Below are 26,184 nucleotides of genomic sequence, written 5' to 3'. Positions count from 1 at the left end.
AATGTATTATACAAACAAGTGTCAATATGGGATTTTTTAGTTTTTTTTCAAAGGAGAAGAAGGAAACTTTAGATAAAGGATTATCTAAAACCAAAGAGAGCGTATTCAGTAAGATTGCTCGTGCTGTGGCTGGTAAGTCAAAAGTAGACGATGAAGTATTAGATAATCTGGAAGAAGTACTGATCACATCTGACGTAGGTGTAGAAACAACTTTAAATATTATCAAACGCATCGAGAAACGCGCTGCGGCTGATAAGTATGTGAATACTCAAGAACTGAATCTTATATTACGTGACGAAATAGCAGCTTTACTTACCGAAAACAACTCGGATGATGTAGCTGATTTTGACGTACCCATCACAAGGAAACCTTATGTAATTATGGTTGTGGGAGTGAATGGAGTAGGGAAGACTACAACTATCGGCAAGCTGGCTTATCAATTCAAAAAAGCAGGCAAATCGGTTTATTTGGGAGCAGCCGATACTTTCCGCGCTGCAGCCGTAGAACAGTTAATGATTTGGGGAGAACGGGTAGGGGTTCCTGTTGTCAAACAGAAAATGGGAGCGGATCCTGCATCTGTGGCTTATGACACTCTTAGTTCTGCCGTTGCCAACAACGCAGATGTGGTTATAATCGATACAGCCGGTCGCCTGCATAATAAGGTGGGCTTGATGAACGAGCTGACCAAAATCAAGAATGTGATGAAGAAGGTCGTGCCCGATGCACCGGATGAAGTTTTATTGGTATTGGACGGTTCCACCGGACAAAATGCATTCGAACAAGCCAAACAATTCACTCTGGCAACCGAAGTAACTGCTATGGCTATCACTAAACTTGACGGAACCGCTAAAGGTGGTGTTGTGATTGGTATTTCCGATCAATTCAAGATTCCTGTTAAATATATCGGGTTAGGTGAAGGTATGGAAGACCTGCAAGTATTCCGTAAAAATGAATTCGTTGATTCCTTGTTTGGAGAGAACGCATGAAAAGAAAGAGAATAGATATTATCACTTTAGGATGCTCTAAAAACTTGGTTGACTCCGAACAGTTAATGCGCCAACTGGAAGAAGTCGGATATAGCGTAACCCATGATACTGAAAATCCACAAGGAGAAATTGCAGTAATCAATACGTGTGGCTTTATTGGTGATGCCAAAGAGGAGTCCATAAATATGATTCTGGAGTTTGCTGAAAGAAAGGAAGAAGGGGATTTAAAGAAACTTTTCGTGATGGGTTGTCTTTCCGAACGTTATCTGAAGGAATTGGCTGTTGAAATTCCGCAAGTAGATAAATTTTATGGCAAGTTCAATTGGAAGGAGCTTTTACAAGATTTAGGAAAGGTCTATCATGATGAGTTATATATCGAACGGACATTGACAACTCCCCAGCACTATGCTTACCTGAAAATTTCAGAAGGGTGTGACCGCAAATGTTCTTATTGTGCCATTCCCATTATTACAGGACGCCATATCTCCAAACCGATGGAGGAAATTTTGGACGAAGTACGATACCTGGTATCGCAAGGCGTGAAAGAATTTCAGGTGATCGCACAGGAATTGACTTATTATGGAATCGATCGGTATAAGAAGCAAATGCTTCCGGAACTGATTGAACGTATTTCCGATATCCCTGGCGTGGAATGGATTCGGTTGCATTATGCCTATCCGGCACATTTCCCAACGGATTTATTCCGGGTTATGCGTGAACGCGATAATGTATGTAAATATATGGATATTGCTCTTCAGCATATCAGTGACAATATGTTGCAATTAATGCGTCGGCAAGTGAGCAAAGAGGATACTTACCGATTGATTGAACAATTTCGTAAAGAAGTGCCGGGCATTCACCTGCGAACAACTTTAATGGTAGGGCATCCCGGAGAAACCGAGGAAGACTTCGAAGAGCTTAAAGAGTTTGTGCGCAAAGTACGTTTTGATCGGATGGGAGCTTTCGCATATTCCGAAGAAGAGGGAACCTATGCTGCAGAAGCATACGAAGACTCTATTCCACAAGAGGTTAAACAGGCCAGACTTGATGAATTAATGGATATCCAGCAAGGTATTTCGGCTGAATTGAGTGCAGAAAAAATCGGTAAACAGATGAAAATTATCATCGACCGTTTGGAAGGAGATTATTATATTGGACGAACAGAATTTGATTCACCGGAAGTAGATCCGGAAGTGCTGGTTAAGCGTTCAGAGAGAGAACTTAAGATCGGACAGTTTTATCAGGTAGAAGTGACGAATGCAGACGATTTTGATTTATATGCAAAGATTATAAATGACTATGAATAATAAGGAATTTACATCCGAACTAGCGGAAAGATTGGGATACACAATCAAGGATACTTCCGAATTGATGGGTTCTTTGTTGTCCAGTATGACACAAGAATTGGAAGAAGGTAATGTGATTGCAGTTCAAGGATTCGGCTCTTTTGAAGTTAAAAAGAAAGCGGAACGAATTTCAATCAACCCGGCAAGCAAACAACGCATGTTGGTTCCACCCAAATTAGTGCTATCTTATAGACCTAGCAATACATTGAAAGATAAGTTTAAATAAATAATTTCCCGTTATGAATGAAAGACTAACAATTCAAGACCTTACTGACTTATTGGCAGCCAAACATAGCATGACCAAGAAAGACGCCGAAGCGTTTGTTAAAGAGTTTTTTCTCTTGATAGAACAAGCTTTGGAGAACGAAAAGACTGTAAAAATCAAAGGATTGGGAACTTTCAAACTTATTGATGTAGATAGCCGGGAAAGTGTCAATGTCAACACAGGAGAACGTTTCCAGATAAAGGGACATACAAAAGTCTCATTTTCTCCGGATGCGAATCTAAGAGATACAATAAATAAGCCTTTCGCGCACTTTGAGACTGTTGTATTGAATGAAAATACAATTTTGGAAGATACTCCGATAGAAGATACAGAGGAAGAAGAAGCAGGTGAGGAAGCATCAGCACAAACTGTATTGAATGAGATTGGTGAGAATACGGCCTCCCTTGTAACAGAGGAATATGAAAGCACTGATGATGAGCTTTCAGAAAAAGAGTTGATTCAGGAAGAGCAAATAACTGCTCAACCATCTGTGGAAGACTTCATTGAGGAACCTGTTATTGTTGAGAATGTATCTATGGTAGAAGAATCTATTGAGCCATCCTCTCATATAGAGCCTAAAGAGACCAGTACAGAAACTGATATCGAAGAAAAAGTCGAACAGCTGGAAGATGAAGAAGTCCCGGAGGAGGAAGTTGCAATGGTAGAACAACAACCAGCAGCACCTATAATAGAAGAAAAAGAGGAGATCACTGCCGAGAAAATTATAGAACAAGAGCTTATGAAAGCAAATCTGCAACCTGTGGCTCCTATAATACCTCCTGCTAAAAAAGAAACGATAAAACCGGTCAAATCAGAACAAGTATCCCAACCGGCTTCTAAAAAAACAGCTCCAGTAAAGGAAAAATCTCCTGTACCTTATTTAATAGCCGTTATTGTAATCGTTTTGTTATTATGTGGAGGTGTTATCCTGTTTATTTATTACCCGGATTTATTTTCTTCTTCATCTGACAAGAATGCGCTGGATATGCCACCTGTGACAACTCAACCCGTTCAACCGGAAACACAACTTTCCGATACAATTGAACGGAAGGATACCATAAAGGAAATAACTCCTGATGCACCTAAAGTTGTTATGCCCACACCACCTGTTACTCAAAAAGAAGAAACTGTTCCTACCAAAGCAGAACCCCAGACAGCCCCACAGCAACCCGCTACATCTGCTTATTTGGATTCAGCATCTTATAAAATTACAGGAACCAAAACGAAATATACAATCAAAGAAGGAGAAACTTTGACTAGGGTTTCCTTGCGTTTTTATGGTACAAAAGCAATGTGGCCATACATTGTGAAGCACAATCCGAAGGTTATTAAGAACCCCAATAACGTACCATATGGCACAACAATTGAAATACCGGAACTTACAAAAGAATAAATAGCAATAATCCATTCACCCGATCATGCAAATCCTGTATTGATCGGGTGAAATGTTATGGATGTACAAAAGCGTATGAAAGTACCTTAATCTAAAGATTTCGCATTGTTTTTTAATAAAAATTAGTTGCAATCGTTAATTATATGGCGTACTTTTGGAGGCAAAATAAGAAGCCTTACAACACACAGGAAAGGCTTACATAAAATAAAAGGGATTTAAATAATAAAATATTAAGTATTTATGGCTGAATCAATTGATATCCGCGAGCTAAATGAGCGGATTGAAAGACAAAGTGCTTTCGTTACCAATCTTACGACAGGGATGGACCAAATCATTGTTGGTCAGAAACATTTGGTTGAATCACTGCTTATCGGATTACTTTCCGATGGTCACGTTCTTTTGGAAGGTGTGCCTGGTTTGGCGAAAACTTTGGCTATTAAAACACTCGCTTCTCTGATTGATGCGAAGTATAGCCGTATCCAGTTTACGCCGGACTTATTGCCTGCCGACGTTATTGGTACAATGGTTTACAGTCAGAAAGATGAATCTTTTAAAGTGCAGCGGGGACCAATTTTCGCAAACTTTGTATTAGCTGATGAAATCAACCGTGCTCCTGCCAAAGTACAGAGTGCTTTGCTGGAAGCAATGCAGGAACGTCAGGTTACTATTGGTAAAGAAACATTCATATTACCGGAACCTTTCCTTGTACTGGCTACTCAGAACCCTATCGAACAAGAAGGTACTTACCCGCTTCCTGAAGCACAAGTTGACCGTTTCATGCTGAAAGTTGTCATTGATTATCCGAAGCTGGAAGAAGAAAAACTGATTATTCGCCAAAATATCAATGGTGAGAAGTTCAATGTGAAGCCTATTCTCAAAGCGGATGAAATTATTGAAGCACGTAAAGTTGTTCGTCAAGTGTATCTGGATGAGAAGATTGAACGTTATATTGTAGATATTGTATTTGCAACCCGTTTCCCTGAAAAATATGACCTCAAGGAACTGAAAGATATGATCGGATTCGGAGGTTCACCTCGTGCATCTATCAATCTGGCTTTGGCTGCTCGTACGTATGCATTTATCAAACGTCGCGGTTACGTAATTCCAGAAGATGTACGCGCTGTAGCACATGATGTTCTCCGTCATCGTATTGGATTGACATACGAAGCTGAAGCTAATAATATGACTTCGGACGAAATCATCAGTAAGATTCTGAATAAGGTTGAAGTGCCCTAATTTGTAGTTATAATACAGTCAATAAGTAGTCATTAATATCTATACATGACTACTTAACTACTTACTACTTAACTACTGTATAAATGGAAACAAGTGAAATACTAAAAAAAGTTCGCCAAATTGAAATAAAGACACGAGGATTGTCTAACAATATCTTTGCAGGCCAATATCATTCGGCTTTCAAGGGTAGGGGTATGTCATTTTCGGAAGTCCGTGAGTATCAGTTCGGCGATGATATACGTGACATAGACTGGAATGTGACTGCGCGCTTCAATAAACCTTATGTGAAAGTGTTTGAAGAAGAACGTGAACTGACAGTTATGTTAATGGTCGATGTTTCCGGAAGTTTGGAATTTGGTACGATCAAGCAGTTGAAGAAAGATATGGTGACGGAAATCGCTGCCACGCTTGCTTTCTCTGCTATTCAGAACAATGATAAAATTGGTGTGATTTTCTTTTCAGACCGGATAGAAAAGTTTATTCCTCCCAAGAAAGGACGTAAACATATCTTATATATTATCCGCGAATTGATTGATTTTCAGCCGGAAAGCCGTCGTACAAATATTCGTCTTGCCTTAGAATATTTGACAAACGTGATGAAAAGACGTTGCACCGCATTTATCTTATCAGACTTTATTGATCAGGACAGCTTTAAGAATGCACTGACCATTGCTAATAGAAAACATGATGTAGTAGCATTACAAGTGTACGACAGGAGGGTTAGTGATCTTCCCCCAGTAGGACTGATGCGAATCAAAGATGCGGAAACTGGACATGAACAATGGATCGACACCTCTTCCAAAGCTGTACGCCGGGCACATCGTGACTGGTGGATACAAAAGCAGACTGAACTTAACGATACTTTCACTAAAAGTAACGTGGATGCTGTATCTGTCAGAACCGACCAGGATTACGTAAAGGCATTGTTGAATTTATTTGCCAAACGAAATTAATGGAATCAAAGATGAATAGAAATATTATTCTGATAGCATTATTAGCTCTATTGTCTGTAGGCAAAGCAGCAGCACAGTCTGTCACGGTAGAAGCAAAAATTGATTCATTGCAGATACTGATTGGCGAACAGGCGAAAGTGCAATTGCAAGTAGCCATGGATGCTAAACAGCGTGCTATTTTTCCTGCTTACACCGATACATTGGTAAGAGGTGTGGAAATTATAGAAACAGTCAAACCGGATACCCAATTCCTGAATGATCGCCAACGAATGTTGATTACTCAAGAATACATTATCACTTCTTTTGACTCTGCCCTATATTATCTACCACCAATGCCGGTTACCGTAGATGATAAAGTATATAAATCTAAAGCTCTGGCATTGAAAGTATATTCGATGCCGGTTGATACATTACATCCGGACCAGTTCTTTGGGCAGAAACCTGTGATGAAAGCTCCTTTTGCGTGGGAAGACTGGTATGGATTAATTGCTTGTTCATTCCTGGCTTTACCTTTGCTTGGTTTACTGATCTATCTCATTATTCGTATACGTGATAATAAACCTATTATCCGTAAAATAAAAGTTGAACCTAAATTGCCGCCACATCAGGCTGCAATGAAAGAGATAGAACGTATCAAAACAGAGAAGGTATGGCAGAAAGGACAATCGAAGGAGTATTATACCGAACTAACGGATGCGCTTCGCACCTATATTAAGGACCGTTTCGGATTTAACGCATTAGAAATGACTTCTTCTGAAATAATTGACCAGCTATTGGAGTTGAATGATAAAGAGGCTATATCAGACTTGAAGCTTTTGTTCCAGACCGCTGATTTAGTTAAGTTTGCCAAACATGATCCTCAGATGAATGAAAACGATGCTAATTTAATTAATGCCATCGATTTTATCAATGAGACAAAACAACCGGAAGAGGAAAACCAGAAACCGCAACCAACGGAAATCACTATCATTGAGAAACGTTCTTTACGTGTTAAAGCTATGCTGATTTGCGGAATTGCACTGTTATCAGCAGCACTGATTGGTACCTTTATATATATAGGTCTGCAGTTATACAATCTTTTTGTATAAAGAGTGTATAACTTAATACTAAATAGTAAACTGTTAAATCATAAATAAAATGGTTTTTGCCAATATTGAATATCTGTTTTTGCTATTATTGCTTATACCATATATTGTATGGTATATCCTGAAACAAAAGAAAAGTGAAGCAACCCTTCAAATTTCAGATGCTCGGGTATACGCACATACACCTAAAAGTTATAAGAACTATTTGTTGCATGTTCCATTTCTACTGCGCTGCATTGCTTTGGTGTTAGTTATCTTGGTTCTTGCACGCCCGCAAACTACTAACAAGTGGCAGAACAGTGAAATAGAAGGAATTGATATTATGCTGGCTATTGACGTTTCTACCAGTATGCTGGCTGAAGACTTAAAGCCAAACAGACTTGAAGCTGCCAAAGATGTAGCTGCTGAATTTATCAACGGACGCCCCAATGATAATATCGGTATTACATTATTTGCAGGAGAAACTTTCACTCAATGTCCGTTGACTGTAGATCATGCCGTATTGTTGGATATGATACATAATATTAAATGCGGCCTTATCACTGACGGTACTGCGGTTGGTATGGGTATTGCTAATGCTGTGACTCGCTTAAAAGATAGCAAAGCGAAATCTAAAGTTATTATCTTATTGACGGATGGTACTAATAATAAGGGAGATATTTCGCCTATGACAGCGGCAGAAATAGCTAAAAGTTTTGGTATTCGTGTATATACTATCGGGGTAGGTACTAATGGAATGGCTCCTTATCCTTATCCGGTGGGGAATACTGTACAATATGTAAGTATGCCGGTGGAAATTGATGAAAAGACATTGACAGAGATTGCCGGAACAACGGATGGTAACTATTTCCGGGCTACGAGCAACTCGAAACTAAAAGAAGTATATGAAGAAATTGATAAACTGGAAAAGACTAAATTGAATGTAAAAGAGTACAGTAAACGAGACGAAGAATACCATTGGTTTGCTTTAGCAGCTTTCCTCTGTGTCTTGTTGGAAGTACTATTACGCAATTCGGTACTCAAGAAAATTCCATAAGAATGTTTGTCAATCGTTATTTGTCAATCATAAAATAGTAAGAAGATGTTTCGATTTGGAGAACCTACATATTTATATTTATTGCTGCTATTACCTTTTTTAGCAGCTTTCTACTTGTATTCCAACTACAAGAGAAGAAAGAATATCCGACGCTTCGGAGACCCGACTTTATTGGCTCAATTAATGCCTGATGTATCCAAATATCGTCCGGATGTAAAATTCTGGATTATTTTTGTTGCTATTGGCTTGTTCTCCGTATTATTAGCACGCCCCCAATTCGGTTCTAAGCTGGAAACGGTTAAGCGTAAAGGAGTAGAGGTAATTATAGCTTTGGATATTTCAAACTCTATGCTAGCCCAAGATGTACAGCCTAGCCGTCTGGAAAAAGCAAAAAGATTAATTTCCAGATTAGTGGATGAACTTGACAATGATAAGGTAGGTATGATTGTATTTGCAGGTGACGCTTTTACTCAACTACCAATTACAAGCGACTATATTTCCGCTAAGATGTTTTTAGAGTCCATCAATCCTTCGTTGATTTCTAAACAGGGTACAGCTATCGGGGAAGCAATCAATTTAGCAGCTCGTAGTTTCACTCCGCAAGAAGGGGTAGGACGTGCTATTATTGTTATTACTGACGGTGAAAATCATGAGGGTGGTGCAGTGGAAGCCGCCAAAGCCGCTGCAGAAAAAGGTATTCAAGTAAGTGTATTGGGAGTAGGTATGCCTGATGGTGCCCCCATTCCGGTAGAAGGTACGAATGATTATCGCCGCGACCGGGAAGGTAATGTGATTGTTACCCGTTTGAATGAAGCTATGTGCCAGGAAATTGCTAAGGAAGGAAAAGGTATATATGTACGAGTAGACAACTCTAATTCAGCCCAAAGAGCTATTAATCAAGAAGTGAACAAAATGGCGAAGTCTGATGTAGAGTCAAAAGTATATACAGAGTTTAACGAACAATTCCAAGCTATTGCATGGGTTATTCTACTATTGTTATTGGCAGAAATCTTAATTTTGGACCGCAAGAATCCTTTATTTAAGAACATTCACCTGTTTTCTAATAAGAAATAGTTATACGTATGTTAAAAAGTAAATATATTCTATTCGCTGTATTTCTGCTAGCGACAGCCGGTGTCTCGGCTCAGAAAGCAGAACGCGACTATATCCGTAAGGGAAACCGTCTGTTTAATGATAGTGTATTTGTTGACGCAGAGGTAAACTACCGGAAAGCTCTGGAAGTAAATCCCAAGTCTACAGTATCTATGTACAATTTGGGAAATACTCTTTCGCAACAGCAAAAGTTTCAGGATGCCATGGAACAATACGTATCGGCCAGCAAAATTGAAAAGGATAAAATGAAGCTCGCCCATATCTACCACAATATGGGAGTACTTTTCCAAGCTGGTAAAGATTATGCAAAGGCTGTGGACGCCTATAAAATGTCATTGCGTAATAATCCTGCCGATCATGAAACCCGGTACAATTTGGCTCTTGCACAGAAAATGTTGAAAGATCAACAAAATCAGCAGAATCAAGACCAAAATCAGGATCAGAATAAAGATCAACAAAAGCAAGATCAAAAACAAGACCAGAATAAAGACAAGCAGAAAGATCAGAAACAAGATGAAAAGAAAGATCAGCAGCAACCACCGAAGTCAGAAAAAAAACAAGATAATCAGATGTCAAAGGAGAATGCTGAACAATTGCTGAATTCTGTAATGCAGGATGAAAAAGATGTGCAAGACAAAGTGAAAAAGCAACAAAAAGTTATGCAAGGTGGTCGCTTAGAAAAAGATTGGTAATATAAAGTTGATGATATAAATTTCATAAGCAATGAAAAAACTGATTATTATATTGATGGCATTGATAGCATATAGCACTCAGATGCTTGCTGATAAAGTGTCTTTTACTGCTTCTGCTCCTGACGCAGTGGTAGTAGGTGACCAGTTCAGGCTGTCGTATACTGTTACTACACAAAAAGTGAAAGATTTCCGGGCACCATCGATCAAAGGTTTTGATGTGTTGATGGGGCCAAGCCGTTCACAACAAAGTAATACTCAAATAGTAAATGGTAATGTTACGTCTACTAGTAGTATTACATTCACATATATATTAATGGCAAATAATGCCGGAGAATACACAATACCCGGTGCCTCAATTATTGCTGATGGCGATCAAATGGTATCAAATTCAGTAAGGATTAAAGTATTGCCACAAGATCAAGGTAGTAGCAATAGTAGCAGTAGCTCTTCTACACATTCCTCATCTGGTACAGGGGTCTCTAACCAAGACTTGTTTATTACAGCAAGTGCCAGTAAAACGAATGTGTACGAACAGGAAGCATTTGTCCTGACCTATAAAATATACACCAGAGAATCCAATTTACAACTGAATAATGCAAAGTTACCCGACTTTAAAGGTTTCCATTCTCAAGAAATCGAAATGACTACAAATGCGAGATGGACTCCGGAACATTATCAGGGACGTAATTACTATACGACAGTTTATCGTCAGTTCGTTCTCTTCCCGCAACAATCAGGAAAACTATATATTGATCCTGCTCAATTCCAGATGACAGTTGGTAAACCTGTACAATCTGATGATCCTTTTGATGCTTTCTTCAATGGAGGAAGTAATGTCATTGAAATAAAAAAATCAATTTCCACCCCTAAAATAGCAATAAATGTAAATCCGCTTCCTGCAGGTAAACCGGCAGATTTCTCCGGTGGAGTGGGAGAGTTCAATATTTCTTCATCTATCAACAACAAGGAACTGAAAACCAATGATGCTATTACTATTAAACTAGTAATATCCGGTACAGGTAACCTGAAGTTAATTTCTAATCCAGAAATTAAATTCCCAGATGATTTTGAAGTATACGATCCCAAAGTAGACAATCAAGTCAGATTAACCCGGGAAGGACTTACAGGTAATAAGGTTATCGAATATTTAGCAATTCCGAGACATGCTGGAACATATAAGATTCCAGGAGTATCTTTCAGTTATTTTGATATTCGCTCCAAATCTTATAAAACGCTGAAAACAGAAGAATATGTAATAAACGTTGAGAAAGGTGCGGGTAATGCAGATCAAGTAATTGCTAACTTCACTAATAAAGAGGATTTGAAAGTATTAGGTGAGGACATCCGTTACATCAAACAAAACGAAGTTACTCTCCAACCTAAAGGAAGTTTCTTCTATGGTTCAATGACATATTGGCTATTCTATATCATTCCGGCTCTTGCCTTTATTATTTTCTTTATTATTTATCGTAAGCAAGCTGCTGAAAATGCGAACGTAGCTAAAATGCGTACGAAGAAAGCCAATAAAGTAGCAACAAAACGTATGAAGTTAGCTGGAAAATTACTCTCCGAAAATAAGAAAGATGCTTTCTATGATGAAGTTTTAAAGGCACTGTGGGGATATATAAGTGACAAACTAAATATTCCGGTATCTCGTTTATCTAAAGATAATATTGAAGAGAAGCTAAGAAATCATGGAGTAAATGAGGAACTAATCAAAGAATTCCTGAATGCATTGAATGACTGTGAATTTGCCCGGTTTGCTCCAGGTGATGAAAATCAAGCCATGGATAAAGTTTATTCTTCTTCAATAGAAGTGATAAGCAAAATGGAGAATTCGATAAAACATTAACCCAGAAGAGATTGTGTCATGAAAAAGATATTATTTTTTATATTATTATCAATGTCACTTACTTGTTTTGCACAAGATTCGTTAAACATTGATTCTAAACAAACCAATGGAGCTGATTCTATCCACGCTTCACATACCACATTTTCCAGTAACACACTGGAAGATGCCACAAAAGCTGAAGGCGATTCCGCATATATAAAAGAAGATTATGCAGCAGCTATTCAAATATATGAAGCATTATTAAAAAATGGAGAAGCTGCTGACGTTTATTACAATCTGGGAAATAGTTATTATAAAATAGGAGAGATAGCGAAAGCTGTTTTAAATTATGAGCGTGCCTTATTGTTGCAACCAGGAAACGGCGATATACGTGCTAATCTTGAAGTGGCACGCGCAAAGACAATAGACAAAGTTGAGCCTGTTCCTGAAGTGTTCTTTGTTTCATGGATCAAGTCTCTGACAAATAGCATGAGTGTAGATGCATGGGCCACATGGGGTATTGTTTCCTTTATTCTATTGATTATAGCTCTTTACTTTTTTATATTCTCTAAACAGATTGTGTTAAAAAAAGTAGGCTTCATATTAGGAATCGTTTTTCTGATTGTCACCATTTGCTCTAATCTTTTTGCTTCACAACAAAAAGAACATTTAGTCAATCGAAATGAAGCTATAGTAATGAACCCAAGTGTAACAGTTCGAAGTACTCCAAGCGAGAGTGGTACCAGTTTGTTTATTCTGCATGAAGGGAGAAAGGTAAACGTCAAGGACAACTCTATGAAAGAATGGAAAGAAATTCGGTTGGAAGATGGAAAAGTAGGATGGGTACCAGCTTCCGCTATTGAAGTAATATAAAGGTCATTAATAGATTTTATAAATTCAAGAAAAAAAGATAAGCAAATAATTTGTTTTATCTTTTTTTTTGCTTAAGTTTATAGCGTGATAAAAAAATCACATAGTATTAACCATTAAATTTATGAGACATGAGAACAATAACGTTTAATGAACTTCGTAAAATTAAAGATTCATTGCCTAGCGGTAGCATGCATAGAATAGCAGACGAACTTGGTTTGCACGTAGATACAGTGCGAAACTTCTTCGGAGGACACAATTTCAAGGAGGGGAAAAGTGTCGGAATACATCTTGAGCCCGGTCCGGATGGTGGGCTTGTAATGTTGGATGATACGACCGTTCTTGATCGGGCTTTAAAAATCCTAGATGAATTGAATATGAGTATGCAAAAAGAACAGGCTACCGAATCTGTGCAAGTTTAAAATATAACAAACTGAATCCCAATTGAATCAAACAATTGGGATTTCTTATTTGTTTTCACCTTATAAAATGTACATTTATGGAAGACAAATTAGTAACCCTAGCCATTCTGACATACACCAAAGCGCAGATCTTAAAGAATGTCTTGGAAAATGAAGGTATAGAAACATACATTCATAACGTAAATCAAATACAACCGGTTGTTTCTTCGGGGGTGCGTTTACGCATAAAGGAAAGCGATCTGCCACGTGCTTTGAAAATAACAGAAAGTTCTACATGGCTGTCTGAAAGTATAGTGGGAGAGAAGGAGCCCAAAACAGAAAATAAGTCAAATAAGATTTTAATTCCCGTTGACTTCTCTAATTATTCGATGAAAGCGTGTGAATTTGCATTTAACCTAGCAAAAACAGAAAATGCTGAAGTCATTTTGTTGCACGTCTATTTTACGCCTATATATGCTTCATCATTACCATATGGAGATGTTTTCAATTACCAGATTGGAGATGAAGAATCCGTAAAAACGATTATTCAGAAAGTTCATTCTGACCTCAATGCCTTATCAGAAAAGATAAAAGAAAAAGTCACATCGGGTGATTTTCCCAATATTAAATATAGCTGTATCTTACGTGAAGGTATTCCAGAAGAAGAAATCTTAAGATATGCTAAGGAACAGCGTCCTATGGTTATCATCATGGGGACTCGGGGAAAGAATCAGAAAGATATCGATTTGATTGGCAGTGTAACTGCTGAAGTTATTGATAGAAGCCGCACAGCTGTACTGGCCATTCCCGAAAACACACCATTTAAACAGTTTAGTGAAGTAAAACGGATCGCCTTTATTACCAATTTTGATCAAAGAGATTTAATTGCTTTCGAAGCATTCTTTAATACTTGGAAATCATTCCATTTTTCTGTATCTTTAATACATCTTACTGATTCCAAAGATACCTGGAATGAAATAAAACTAGCAGGTATAAAAGAATATTTTCACAAGCAATATCCAGGGCTTGAAATTCATTATGATGTAGTAATGAACGATAATTTGCTAAAAGGGCTTGATCAGTATATCAAAGATAATCAAATAGATATAATCACTTTGACTTCTTACAAAAGGAATATATTTGCTCGGTTATTTAATCCAAGTATTGCTAGAAAAATGATTTTTCATTCTGATACACCATTACTTGTTATTAATAGCTGATCAGATCAAGCAAAAAACGGGCATTTACGATTAGGGAATAATCAATATTATGTTTAATTACAAAGGGGCAATGTTATTATATTGCTCCTTTTTAATTTTTATCAATTGAAGAAAAATACATATTCCCTCAAATGTATTTTTTGATTATCTCTCCTCAATATGAATTATACGAAAAAAAAGAAGGTTACTATTTCTAGCAACCTTTCCATATTTTTCAGACTTATAATTTTCCTGAAAACGATATTACTTCATCAGTTTATCGATTTCTTCAAATTCAGGTCCCATGTTCAAGTTATAGTAAACTCTATAAAGACCTTGTAACCATAAATCTTGTTGATCAGGTTTCAAAGCTCTAGCTTTTTCATAGAATGGTTTAGCTTCTTCGTAGAATTTCTTAACTACAGCCTGTGCTTCAGCATATTTAGGATCATTGATATCTGTTGTTGCTTTATCAGCATAATCCTGTGCCTTCATCAAATATACCAAGCCTACATTAGAGTATGCTTCTGCATATTCCGGATCAGCAGCAATAGCTTTCTTGTAGTATTCGATTGCATTATCATACTCTTTCATATTATGATAAAGATATGCTTTTACATACAAATACAACTTATTGTTCGGATCATTAGATAACATTCTGTCAGCAAACTCCATAGCTTTTGAAGCTTGATTAGAGCTATTATAATAATCAACCAAGTTAGCGAAGAAATAATCATTTCCTGGGAACTTAAGGATACCCTCTTCCAAAGCCTTAATCCATGCAGCAGTATCACCTTTAGCCTTATATGCATCAGCCATCAACTGCATTGCAAATTTACCACCATCTTTATCAGACAAAGCAGCAGGAGCATACTTAATAATTGCATCTTTATCACCTACTCTATCAGCAGCTAATGTTGCGTAATAGGCAATTTGCGGGAGAAGAGTATCGTTTTTAGCCAATTCTTTATCAGCTAACATTGGATAAGAAGCTGATTCAACATATGTTGCAAAGAATTTCAAGGCTTCTTTATTCTTATCCAAGTTAAAATACTGAATACCACCATTAATCAAATTAGGACGTTCAGCCAACATACTTGAAGCGTTTGCTTTCCGGTATTTGTTTTTAACTTTCCCCTTTTCATTAGGTATTTCTGCTAATTCATCACACTTAGTATAGTACTCATACATTTTCAGAATGCTATTATACACTTTCAATGTATCATACGGCTTTTTCAAAAAAGCATTTTTCATTTGCTCTTCGTTGATACGTCTCTGAATAAATCCAGCAACGTCCCATGTGTCAGCAAGATCCTTCGTTTCAGGATTCTTCATAGCTTCCCCAATAAGCTGTTCAGCCTGCTTAAAATTAGGTTTTACATCATTAGCAATACTCTTTGCTTCTTTTACATTCTTCGTTTGTGCGAATGAGAAGCTAACAGCCATCAATAAAACCATCGAAAATAATACTCTTTTCATGATTGTTGTTTGATTAATTATTAATATTATGTCTATTCCTCGATTTCGTTGTTGCTTTCGTTTTCATTTACGTCTGCTGCATCATCAATATCAGGAGCATCAGCATTCGGATCACTCACAATTGTTCCTTCTGCTTCTTCTGCCGGAATTTCATCTTCAAGACTTTCTGTCATAACCTTACATACCGAACCAATCTGGTCGTTACGTTTTTCTAGATTTATCAGACGGACACCTTGAGTAGCACGGCCCATAATACGAACATCAGCCACTTTCAAACGAATAGTGATACCAGACTTATTGATAATCATCAAGTCATTTTCATCAGTTACTGACTTGATTGTTACCAACTTACCTGTTTTTTCGGTAATATTCATGGTCTTCACACCCTTACCGCCACGGTTCGTCTTACGATAGTCTTCTATTTCAGAACGTTTGCCATATCCTTGTTCGGAAACTACCATCACAGATTCTGTCTTCAAATCTTTGATACAAATCATTCCTACTACTTCATCCTGACCATCATTATCCAATGTAATACCGCGTACACCTGTTGCTGTACGTCCCATTACACGAACTGCTGCTTCATGGAAACGAATTGCACGTCCATTACGATTGGCAATGATGATTTCATTGTTTCCATTCGTCATACGAACTTCAATAACACTGTCATCTTCACGGATAGTTATGGCATTTACACCATTCTGACGAGGACGAGAATACTGTTCTAGTAATGTCTTCTTTATTACCCCTTTCTTAGTACAGAACAATACATAATGGCTATTAATAAACTCAGAATCTTCCAAACTCTTCACACGCAAGTATGCAGTTACATTATCGTCCGAGTCAATATTCAACAAATTCTGAATAGCACGTCCCTTAGAATTCTTCGTTCCCTCAGGTATTTCATATACTTTCAGCCAATAGCACTTGCCTTTTTGTGTAAAGAACATCATCGTATTGTGCATGGTAGCAGGATAAATATGTTCTACAAAGTCTTCATCACGGGTCTCCGTACCTTTCGAACCTACACCACCACGATTTTGTGCACGGAATTCAGTCAACGGAGTACGTTTGATATAACCCATATGAGAAATTGTAATAATCATCTGATCATCTGCATAGAAGTCTTCCGGATTGAACTCTTCTGAAGAATAAACGATTTCAGAACGACGTTCATCTCCATATTTCGTTTTAACTTCCAACAATTCATCTTTCATTACCTGACGGCATACTTCATCATCAGCCAAAATACTTTCCAAATAAGCTATCTGCTTCATTATTTCTTCGTATTCCGCATGAAGCTGATCCTGCATCAGACCTGTCAATTGACGCAAACGCATTTCTACAATTGCGCGAGACTGAATTTCTGTCAGGTTGAATCGCTCAATCAAGCCTGCTATAGCGTCATTAGGAGTTTTTGCTGCACGAATGATACGAATTACTTCATCAATATTATCCGAAGCGATAATCAAACCTTCAAGAATGTGCGCGCGTTCTTTCGCTTTACGAAGATCGAACTGAGTACGACGAATAACAACTTCGTGTCTATGTTCGATGAAATATTTAATTAAATCTCTCAGATTCAACGTCTTTGGACGTCCATGAACCAAAGCAACATTATTTACGCCAAAAGATGTCTGCAAAGCTGTCATTTTATAGAGTTTGTTCAACACTACACTTGCATTTGCATCACGTTTGATGTCAATAACAATACGCATACCGTCACGGTCAGACTCATCGTTGGCATTTGAGATACCTTCTATTTTCTTATCATTTACAAGATCAGCTATATACTTAATCAGTTCGGCCTTATTTACATTATAAGGAATCTCGGTTATTACGATCTTATCATGTGTCTGTCCGCTTTCGATTTCGGCTTTCGCACGCATAATTACACGTCCCCGTCCAGTCAAATATGCCTCGCGTACACCACTCACACCATATATAAACCCGCCAGTAGGGAAATCTGGTGCTTTGACAAATTCCATCAGTTCTTCTACTGTAATTTCCGGATTATCAATATATGCTTCACATGCTTCAATTACTTCCGAAAGATTATGAGGAGGCATATTGGTAGCCATACCTACAGCGATACCGGATGCTCCGTTCACCAGAAGATTCGGGATACGTGTCGGCATAACTTTAGGTTCTACCAGCGTATTATCAAAGTTAGGCTCAAAATCGACGGTTTCCTTATACAGGTCATCCATCATTGCTTCACCCAACTTATTAAGACGAGCTTCTGTATAACGCATAGCAGCAGGGCTATCACCGTCTACAGAACCAAAGTTCCCCTGTCCATCTACCAAAGGATAACGCATTGCCCATTCCTGAGCCATACGCACCATTGCAAAATAAACAGAAGAATCTCCATGAGGATGGTACTTACCGAGTACCTCACCCACAATTCTGGCTGATTTCTTATAAGGTTTGTCTGAAGTATTGCCCAATTCCATCATTCCGTATAAAATTCTACGGTGAACAGGCTTAAATCCATCTCTAACATCCGGAAGGGCACGTGAAACGATGACCGACATGGAGTAGTCAATGTACGATGACTTCATTTCCTCCTCGATGTTAATCTTTATAATTCTGTCTTGTTCAAGCATTTAAAATGATTATTAATTATACATTCTACGGTTTGTGAAAAACCACGCTAAAGTACTACTTTTCCCCGATATACGAAAGTTTTTAGAAAGAAAGTTTTAGCATGACCGGGACGACAATTCATTAAACTTTAAAATTCGAAAATAAAAAGATAAAAACGATAAATATAATATGGAAAGATAGATAACATTGGTAAAAAAGAGCTGGATATTTGTTATACCTTATATATATAATGCAAATACACCGTTTTTATGGCACGCCATTTGTAGATATAAGAAATAAAGCAAATATTGCAATACAAACTTGATTAATGCGTATATTTGCCAGTGAATAACCCTTAGAAGAAAAGGAAAAGTATGAATAATCAATTCTCACAAAGAGTTTCCGACATTATCGTCTATAGTAAGGAAGAAGCGAATCGGTTGAGAAGTAGGTATATAGGCCCTGAGCACCTGCTTCTGGGAATCCTTCGTGACGGTGAAGGAAAAGCTATCGAGATATTGTCTAAACTCAACACCAATCTAGCTGCAATAAAGCAACAGATTGAAGCTCAACTGAAGGCAGAAGCTGATGATATGTTATTGCCTGATGCAGAGGTACCGTTATCTAATGATGCGGCAAAGATATTAAAAATGTGTATTTTAGAAGCTCGTGGAATGAAAAGTAACATCGCTGATACAGAACATGTATTATTGGCTATTTTAAGAGAAAAAAACAATATGGCCGCTTCCGTACTTGAAGCAAACGATATAAATTATGTGAAAGTACTGGAGCAAGCTACATTGCAACCAGATATAAACTCTGGCATGGGCTTTACGGAAGACGATGATGATGACGAAGAAATGTCCTCTCCCCGTTCCGGCAGAGGTGGTTCGGACGAACGCCAACAAGCACAAACCGCTTCTAAGAAGCCGTCTAATGACACACCGGTACTTGACAATTTCGGTACTGACATGACAAAAGCGGCAGAAGAAGGACGCCTAGATCCCGTTGTCGGCAGAGAGAGAGAAATCGAACGTTTAGCGCAGATCTTAAGCCGCCGCAAAAAGAATAATCCGATTTTGATTGGTGAGCCTGGTGTAGGAAAATCAGCGATTGTTGAAGGTCTTGCATTAAGAATCATTCAGAAAAAGGTTTCGCGGATTCTGTTTGATAAACGAGTGGTTGCTCTTGATATGACTGCTGTTGTAGCAGGAACCAAATATCGTGGACAATTTGAGGAACGTATTCGTTCCATTCTCAATGAATTACAGAAAAATCCGAATGTAATATTATTCATTGATGAAATCCACACGATTGTAGGCGCAGGTTCTGCGGCAGGTTCTATGGATGCTGCCAATATGCTAAAACCGGCATTGGCAAGAGGAGAAATACAATGTATCGGTGCTACCACTCTTGATGAATATCGTAAGAACATTGAGAAAGATGGCGCTTTGGAACGTCGTTTCCAAAAAGTAATAGTAGAACCGACTACCGCTGCCGAAACTTTGCAGATTTTGCGTAATATCAAGGATAAATATGAAGACCACCACAATGTGTATTATACGGATGAAGCATTGGAAGCATGTGTCAAGCTGACAGACCGCTATATCACAGATCGTAATTTCCCTGATAAAGCTATTGACGCTTTAGACGAAGCCGGTTCACGTGTACATCTTACCAATGTCAATGTGCCCAAAGAGATAGAAGAACAAGAAAAACTGATCGAAGAAGCCAAAAGCAAGAAAAACGAAGCTGTGAAATCGCAGAATTTCGAACTTGCAGCCAGCTTCCGTGATAAAGAAAAAGAGCTTTCCGTCCAATTGGATGAGATGAAAAAAGAATGGGAAGCCAATCTGAAAGAAAACAGGCAAACTGTTGATGCAGAAGAAATTGCCAATGTCATCTCAATGATGTCAGGCATTCCGGTACAACGGATGGCACAGGCTGAAGGTATCAAGCTCGCAGGTATGAAAGAAGATTTGCAGGCTAAAGTCATCGCACAAGATACAGCAATAGAAAAACTGGTTAAAGCTATTTTGCGAAGCCGTGTAGGGCTAAAAGATCCTAATAAGCCAATTGGCACATTTATGTTCTTAGGCCCGACAGGAGTTGGTAAAACTCACTTAGCAAAAGAGTTAGCCAAATATATGTTTGGTTCTGCTGATGCACTGATTCGTATAGATATGAGTGAATATATGGAGAAGTTCACTGTTTCACGCTTGGTTGGAGCACCTCCGGGATACGTAGGATATGAAGAAGGTGGTCAGCTGACAGAAAAAGTGCGCCGTAAACCATACTCGATTGTATTGCTTGATGAGATAGAAAAAGCACATCCAGATGTGTTCAACATCTTGCTTCAGGTTATGGATGAGGGGCGTCTGACTGACAGTTATGGCAGAATGGTAGATTTCAAAAATACTGTTATTATCATGACTTCCAATATAGGAACCCGTCAGCTGAAAGAATTTGGACGTGGCGTTGGTTTTGCGACACAAAGCCGCCTGGATGATAAGGAATTCTCGCGAAGCGTAATACAAAAAGCTCTAAACAAATCATTCGCGCCCGAATTCATCAATCGTGTAGATGAGATAATCACGTTTGACCAGCTTTCTCTGGAAGCAATAACAAAGATTATAGACATAGAGCTAAAAGGATTGTATGATAGAATAGAATCTATTGGTTACAAGCTTGTTATTGAAGATAAGGCGAAAGAATTTATCGCCGGCAAAGGATATGACGTACAATATGGCGCCCGTCCTTTGAAGCGAGCAATTCAAACTTATCTGGAGGATGGCTTATCCGAGCTCATCATTTCCTCCTCTTTGAAGGAGGGAGATACTATTCAGGTATCTCTCAATGAAGAAAAAGGTGAATTGGAGATGAAAGTTGTCACTCCGGAATAATATTATTTCCTGAATAAGAAAATAAAATAATATGCCATAATGTCAGACCTTCGGGTCTGGCATTTTTTTTGTCTCTATCTGAACAAACATCAATTAAAATTAATCAATAGATAAACTAAAAAATATACGTATTATGCAAAAAGGTAATATTGGGGTTACAACAGAGAACATTTTCCCTATCATTAAAAAGTTTTTGTACAGTGACCATGAGATTTTTCTGCGCGAGTTAGTATCCAATGCAGTAGACGCCACTCAAAAGCTGAATACGCTTGCTTCTATTGGCGAATTTAAGGGTGAACTGGGTGATTTAACCGTTCACGTTGAATTGGGCAAAGATACCATTACTATTTCTGACCGTGGTATCGGTTTGACTGCAGAGGAAATTGAAAAGTACATCAATCAAATAGCTTTTTCAGGAGCTAACGACTTCCTGGAGAAATACAAGAATGACGCAAATGCCATTATCGGACATTTCGGACTTGGCTTCTACTCTGCTTTTATGGTTGCAAAGAAAGTGGAAATTATCACTAAATCATACAGAGACGGTGCACAAGCCGTAAAATGGACTTGTGATGGCAGCCCTGAATTCACTATTGAAGAAATAGAAAAAGCCGATCGTGGATCAGACATCATCTTATACATTGATGATGACTGCAAAGAATTTCTCGAAGAAGCACGTATTTCCGAGCTTCTGAAGAAATATTGCAGCTTCCTTCCTGTTCCCATTGCATTTGGGAAAAAGAAAGAATGGAAAGACGGCAAACAAGTAGAAACAGCCGAAGATAATATAATCAATGATACCACTCCTTTGTGGACACGTAAACCTAGCGAACTTTCGGATGAAGATTACAAATCATTCTATAGTAAGCTATATCCAATGTCTGATGAACCACTATTCTGGATTCACCTGAATGTTGATTATCCATTCCATCTGACCGGTATCCTCTATTTCCCGAAGGTAAAGAGCAATATTGAATTAAATAAGAATAAGATTCAGTTATATTGCAATCAGGTATATGTTACAGACTCGGTTGAAGGTATTGTGCCGGACTTCCTGACTTTGTTACATGGCGTAATCGATTCTCCGGATATTCCGTTGAACGTTTCCCGTTCGTATTTGCAAAGCGACTCGAACGTGAAGAAGATTTCAACTTATATCACAAAGAAGGTTTCCGACCGTTTACAGTCTATATTCAAGAATGACCGTAAGCAATTTGAGGAGAAGTGGAATGATTTAAAAATATTTATCAATTACGGAATGCTCACACAAGAGGATTTCTATGATAAAGCGCAAAAATTTGCCCTTTTCACCGATACAAATGACAAGCATTATACATTTGAAGAGTACCAGACCCTTATTAAAGATAATCAGACAGATAAAGATGGAAACCTAATTTATCTGTATGCAAATAACAAGGATGAGCAATACAGTTATATTGAAGCTGCCACCAACAAAGGATACAATGTTTTGCTCATGGATGGCCAGTTGGATGTAGCTATGGTGAGCATGCTGGAACAAAAACTTGAAAAATCCCGTTTCACTCGTGTAGACAGCGATGTCGTTGACAATCTTATTGTAAAAGAAGATAAGAAAGGTGAAACGTTGGAAGCCAATAAACAGGATGCAATCACAACAGCCTTCAAGAGTCAATTGCCTAAAATGGATAAAGTTGAATTCAATGTCATGACACAGGCATTAGGAGAAAATTCAGCTCCAGTCATGATTACTCAAAGCGAATATATGCGTCGTATGAAGGAAATGGCAAATATTCAGGCCGGAATGAGTTTCTATGGTGAAATGCCTGATATGTTTAATCTAATTCTTAATTCAGACCATAAGTTGATAAAACAGGTATTGAATGAAGAAGAAAGCGCTTGCCAGGCAGAAGTAGCTCCGATACTTTCTGAAATGGACAATGTCAACAAACAACGCAATGAGTTGAAAGACAAGCAAAAAGATAAAAAAGAAGAAGAAATCCCCACATCAGAAAAAGATGAACTAAACAATCTGGATAAGAAGTGGGATGATCTGAAAAGCAAGAAAGAAGCTATCTTTATCGGCTACGCAAGCAATAATAAAGTTATCCGCCAGCTGATCGATTTGGCCTTATTGCAAAATAATATGCTAAGAGGTGAAGCTTTGAATAACTTCGTAAAACGTAGCATAGAATTGATTTAATATCGCCCCTTTAAACATTACACATACTTCAAGAAAGAGCATTCAACGTTAAATACACGTTGTAATGCTCTTTTTCAATTTAAAACGATCGGTAAAATATCGATTAATTGAAAAGTATTGTATATATTTGAACACTTAATAGACAAAAAATTCAATTGTTTGATTTGGGTTATGAGAAAGATTTTTTTAGTGTTAATTACTTTATGGCTGATTATTCCGGCTATCCATGCCCAAAAAGTAGGACTTGTATTAAGCGGTGGTGGCGCCAAAGGGATGACACACATCGGTATCATTCGCGCTTTGGAAGAAAACAACATTCCTATTGATTACATTGCAGGCACTTCTATGGGAGCCATTATCGGTTCTTTATATGCTATGGGATACTCTCCTGACGACATGGTAGAACTTCTCAAGTCGGAAGACTTTAAACGATGGTATTCCGGAGAAGTGGAAGAGAAATATGTATATCACTTCAAAAAGAATCTTCCCACTCCCGAATTTTTCAATATTCGTTTTTCATTCAAAGACTCACTGAAAAGTTTGAAACCTCAATTCCTGCCTACCAGTGTTGTCAATCCGATTCAGATGAATCTCGTTTTCGTAGACCTATATGCACGTGCCACAGCTGCTTGTAAGGGAGATTTTGATAAACTTTTTGTTCCTTTCCGTTGCATTGCGTCCGATGTATACAACAAGAAACAATTAGTCATGAAGGAAGGAGATTTAGGAGATGCCGTCAGAGCTTCCATGAGCTTCCCATTCATGTTTAAGCCTATTGAAATAGACAATGTATTAGCCTATGACGGAGGTATTTATAATAACTTCCCTACAGATGTCATGAGAGATGATTTTCATCCGGATGTCATCATAGGAAGCGTCGTGTCAACCAATCCCACTAAACCCAAAGAAAATGATCTCATGAGTCAAATTGAGAATATGGTGATGCAGAAAACCGACTATTCCATTCCGGACTCCATGGGGATTTTAATGACGTTCAAATATGACAATGTTAATCTAATGGATTTTCAACGCATTGACGAATTACACGATATAGGATATAATCGAACCATCAGCATGATGGATTCAATCAAAAGTCGTATTCATCGGCGTGTAAATCTGGACAATATACGTTTAAGAAGAATGGTATACCGGAGTAATTTTCCGGAGCTACGCTTTAAAAATATCATCATCGACGGAGCTAATCCACAACAACAAGTATATATTAAAAGAGAATTTCATAAATCAGATACCAAAGAATTCACTTATGAGGATTTAAAACAAGGTTATTTCCGATTGTTATCTGATAAAATGATTTCCGAAATTATACCGCATGCAATTTATAATCCGGAAGACGACACCTACGATCTACATTTAAAGGTGAAATTAGAAAATAATTTTGCTGTGCGGTTGGGAGGAAATATATCCACTTCCAATTCCAATCAGATCTATCTGGGGCTTAGCTATCAGGATTTAAACTACTATGCCAAAGAGTTTATCCTTGACGGGCAACTCGGAAAAGTATATAATAACGTGCAGTTTATGGCAAAAATTGACTTTGCCACTGCCATTCCTACCTCATACCGTCTTATAGGTTCAATCAGTACTTTCGACTATTTCAAGAAAGACAAACTTTTTTCGCGAAATAACAAACCTGCCTTCAATCAGAAAGACGAACGTTTCTTAAAATTGCAGGTCGGCTTACCTTTCCTTTCGAGCAAGCGAGCAGAGTTTGGGGTCGGAATTGCGAAAATAGAAGATAAATATTTTCAGAAAAGCGTCATTGACTTTGGAAATGACAAATTTGACAAAAGTCGCTATGATTTATTCGGTGGATCAATCAGCTTTAATGGAAGTACCCTAAATTCTAAACAATACCCCACACGTGGATACAGAGAAGCTCTTGTTGCCCAGATCTTCGTTGGAAAAGAACGATTCTACCCGGGCGAAGGAAGTACCACCAACAACAATAATAAAGACCATCACTCATGGTTGCAATTATCATACATGAAAGAGAAATATCATAATATGAGTGAACATTGGGTTTTAGGGTGGTATTTGAAGGCATTATATGCCTCTAAAAACTTTTCCGAGAACTATACGGCCACAATGATGCAGGCTGGAGAGTTTTCGCCCACGCTACACAGTAAATTGACCTACAACGAAGCCTTTCGTGCCAATCAATTTGTGGGAGCCGGTATTCGGCCTATTTACCGTTTAAACCAAATGTTCCATCTTCGGGGAGAATTTTATGGCTTTATGCCCATTTATCCAATCGAAAAAAACTCGTTGAATAAAGCATATTATGGAAAAGCTTTCTCCAAGTTTGAATATTTAGGAGAAATTTCTGTTGTATGTCAATTACCTTTTGGAGACATCTCTGCATATGTAAATCATTATAGCTCACCGAAAAGGGAGTGGAATGTCGGACTAAGTATAGGTTGGCAACTATTCAATTATCGGTTCATAGAATAATTTTCTACAAAAAAAGTCGTTGAAAAGCTTGCTAGTTCGGGAAAAGTCCGTATCTTTGCACCCGTTAAAACAAAAGAATGGTCGCGTAGCTCAACTGAATAGAGTAGCTGACTACGGATCAGCCGGTTACAGGTTTGAATCCTGTCGCGATCACTT

19 protein-coding genes and 1 tRNA gene are annotated in these 26,184 nt (G+C 38.0%); 18 read left to right on the top strand and 2 right to left on the bottom strand.

Annotated elements, in window-relative coordinates; all coding sequences use genetic code 11:
- Positions 1-26: 26 nt before the first annotated feature.
- From ftsY to HMPREF9009_RS17235, 14 genes are all read left to right on the top strand, one after another.
- Positions 27-986 carry a signal recognition particle-docking protein FtsY gene (gene ftsY, locus HMPREF9009_RS17300; RefSeq protein WP_009041129.1) on the top strand — a complete coding sequence of 320 codons (960 nt, stop codon included), beginning with the start codon at positions 27-29 and terminating at the stop codon, positions 984-986.
- Positions 983-2,293: a 30S ribosomal protein S12 methylthiotransferase RimO gene (gene rimO, locus HMPREF9009_RS17295; protein WP_015531108.1), complete on the top strand. Its 1,311-nt coding sequence runs from the start codon at positions 983-985 to the stop codon at positions 2,291-2,293. The genes ftsY and rimO overlap by 4 nt, the downstream gene beginning before the upstream one ends.
- Complete coding sequence (locus HMPREF9009_RS17290) at positions 2,286-2,558, top strand: HU family DNA-binding protein (protein WP_049703368.1); 273 nt, start codon at positions 2,286-2,288, stop codon at positions 2,556-2,558. The genes rimO and HMPREF9009_RS17290 overlap by 8 nt, the downstream gene beginning before the upstream one ends.
- A 13-nt stretch (positions 2,559-2,571) precedes the next feature.
- Positions 2,572-3,990 carry an HU family DNA-binding protein gene (locus HMPREF9009_RS17285; RefSeq protein ID WP_049702830.1) on the top strand — a complete coding sequence of 473 codons (1,419 nt, stop codon included), beginning with the start codon at positions 2,572-2,574 and terminating at the stop codon, positions 3,988-3,990.
- Between the two features lie 240 nt (positions 3,991-4,230).
- Entirely contained in the window at positions 4,231-5,226 is a 996-nt protein-coding gene (locus tag HMPREF9009_RS17280; RefSeq protein WP_004314364.1) for an AAA family ATPase, read from the top strand.
- A gap of 83 nt (positions 5,227-5,309) precedes the next feature.
- Positions 5,310-6,179 (top strand): DUF58 domain-containing protein, encoded by an 870-nt coding sequence (locus HMPREF9009_RS17275; protein ID WP_004314365.1) that lies wholly within the window; start codon positions 5,310-5,312, stop codon positions 6,177-6,179.
- Positions 6,179-7,267 (top strand): hypothetical protein, encoded by a 1,089-nt coding sequence (locus HMPREF9009_RS17270; protein ID WP_085929786.1) that lies wholly within the window; start codon positions 6,179-6,181, stop codon positions 7,265-7,267. The genes HMPREF9009_RS17275 and HMPREF9009_RS17270 overlap by 1 nt, the downstream gene beginning before the upstream one ends.
- 49 nt (positions 7,268-7,316) lie before the next feature.
- Positions 7,317-8,300 (top strand): vWA domain-containing protein, encoded by a 984-nt coding sequence (locus tag HMPREF9009_RS17265; RefSeq protein WP_004314367.1) that lies wholly within the window; start codon positions 7,317-7,319, stop codon positions 8,298-8,300.
- Between the two features lie 45 nt (positions 8,301-8,345).
- Complete coding sequence (locus HMPREF9009_RS17260; RefSeq protein ID WP_004314368.1) at positions 8,346-9,374, top strand: VWA domain-containing protein; 1,029 nt, start codon at positions 8,346-8,348, stop codon at positions 9,372-9,374.
- An 8-nt stretch (positions 9,375-9,382) separates the two neighbouring features.
- Positions 9,383-10,105: a tetratricopeptide repeat protein gene (locus HMPREF9009_RS17255; protein ID WP_008022343.1), complete on the top strand. Its 723-nt coding sequence runs from the start codon at positions 9,383-9,385 to the stop codon at positions 10,103-10,105.
- Between the two features lie 31 nt (positions 10,106-10,136).
- Complete coding sequence (locus HMPREF9009_RS17250) at positions 10,137-11,957, top strand: BatD family protein (protein ID WP_049702829.1); 1,821 nt, start codon at positions 10,137-10,139, stop codon at positions 11,955-11,957.
- An 18-nt stretch (positions 11,958-11,975) separates the two neighbouring features.
- Positions 11,976-12,809, top strand: a complete 834-nt coding sequence (locus HMPREF9009_RS17245; RefSeq protein ID WP_004314372.1) for a tetratricopeptide repeat protein — start codon at positions 11,976-11,978, stop codon at positions 12,807-12,809.
- Positions 12,810-12,937: 128 nt separating this feature from the next.
- Positions 12,938-13,228, top strand: a complete 291-nt coding sequence (locus HMPREF9009_RS17240; protein ID WP_004295969.1) for a hypothetical protein — start codon at positions 12,938-12,940, stop codon at positions 13,226-13,228.
- A 77-nt stretch (positions 13,229-13,305) separates the two neighbouring features.
- Positions 13,306-14,427, top strand: a complete 1,122-nt coding sequence (locus HMPREF9009_RS17235) for a universal stress protein (protein WP_004314373.1) — start codon at positions 13,306-13,308, stop codon at positions 14,425-14,427.
- Positions 14,428-14,670: 243 nt separating this feature from the next.
- Here HMPREF9009_RS17235 and HMPREF9009_RS17230 read toward each other — a convergent pair whose 3' ends face one another.
- Together HMPREF9009_RS17230 and gyrA are read right to left on the bottom strand one after the other, a co-directional pair.
- Positions 14,671-15,885 (bottom strand): tetratricopeptide repeat protein, encoded by a 1,215-nt coding sequence (locus HMPREF9009_RS17230; protein WP_049702828.1) that lies wholly within the window; start codon positions 15,883-15,885, stop codon positions 14,671-14,673.
- 32 nt (positions 15,886-15,917) lie between these two features.
- Positions 15,918-18,494, bottom strand: a complete 2,577-nt coding sequence (gyrA, locus tag HMPREF9009_RS17225) for a DNA gyrase subunit A (RefSeq protein WP_049702827.1) — start codon at positions 18,492-18,494, stop codon at positions 15,918-15,920.
- Between the two features lie 354 nt (positions 18,495-18,848).
- On the opposite strand from gyrA, the gene HMPREF9009_RS17220 reads away from it, so the two are divergent.
- The 4 genes from HMPREF9009_RS17220 to HMPREF9009_RS26025 all read left to right on the top strand — a co-directional run bounded on the left by HMPREF9009_RS17220 (position 18,849) and on the right by HMPREF9009_RS26025 (position 26,181).
- Entirely contained in the window at positions 18,849-21,377 is a 2,529-nt protein-coding gene (locus HMPREF9009_RS17220) for an ATP-dependent Clp protease ATP-binding subunit (RefSeq protein WP_004314507.1), read from the top strand.
- Between the two features lie 133 nt (positions 21,378-21,510).
- Complete coding sequence (htpG, locus tag HMPREF9009_RS17215; RefSeq protein WP_008640245.1) at positions 21,511-23,556, top strand: molecular chaperone HtpG; 2,046 nt, start codon at positions 21,511-21,513, stop codon at positions 23,554-23,556.
- A 171-nt stretch (positions 23,557-23,727) separates the two neighbouring features.
- The gene (locus tag HMPREF9009_RS17210; protein ID WP_049703367.1) at positions 23,728-26,028 is read left to right on the top strand and encodes a patatin-like phospholipase family protein; all 2,301 of its coding nucleotides are present in this window, start codon (positions 23,728-23,730) and stop codon (positions 26,026-26,028) included.
- Between the two features lie 79 nt (positions 26,029-26,107).
- Positions 26,108-26,181, top strand: a tRNA-Arg gene (locus HMPREF9009_RS26025).
- The last annotated feature ends 3 nt before the right edge of the window (positions 26,182-26,184 follow it).

It is taken from the genome of Bacteroides sp. 3_1_13 (genome assembly GCF_001185845.1).
In the GTDB taxonomy this organism is placed as follows: domain Bacteria; phylum Bacteroidota; class Bacteroidia; order Bacteroidales; family Bacteroidaceae; genus Bacteroides; species Bacteroides xylanisolvens.
This window is presented reverse-complemented; position numbering and strand designations above follow the sequence as displayed.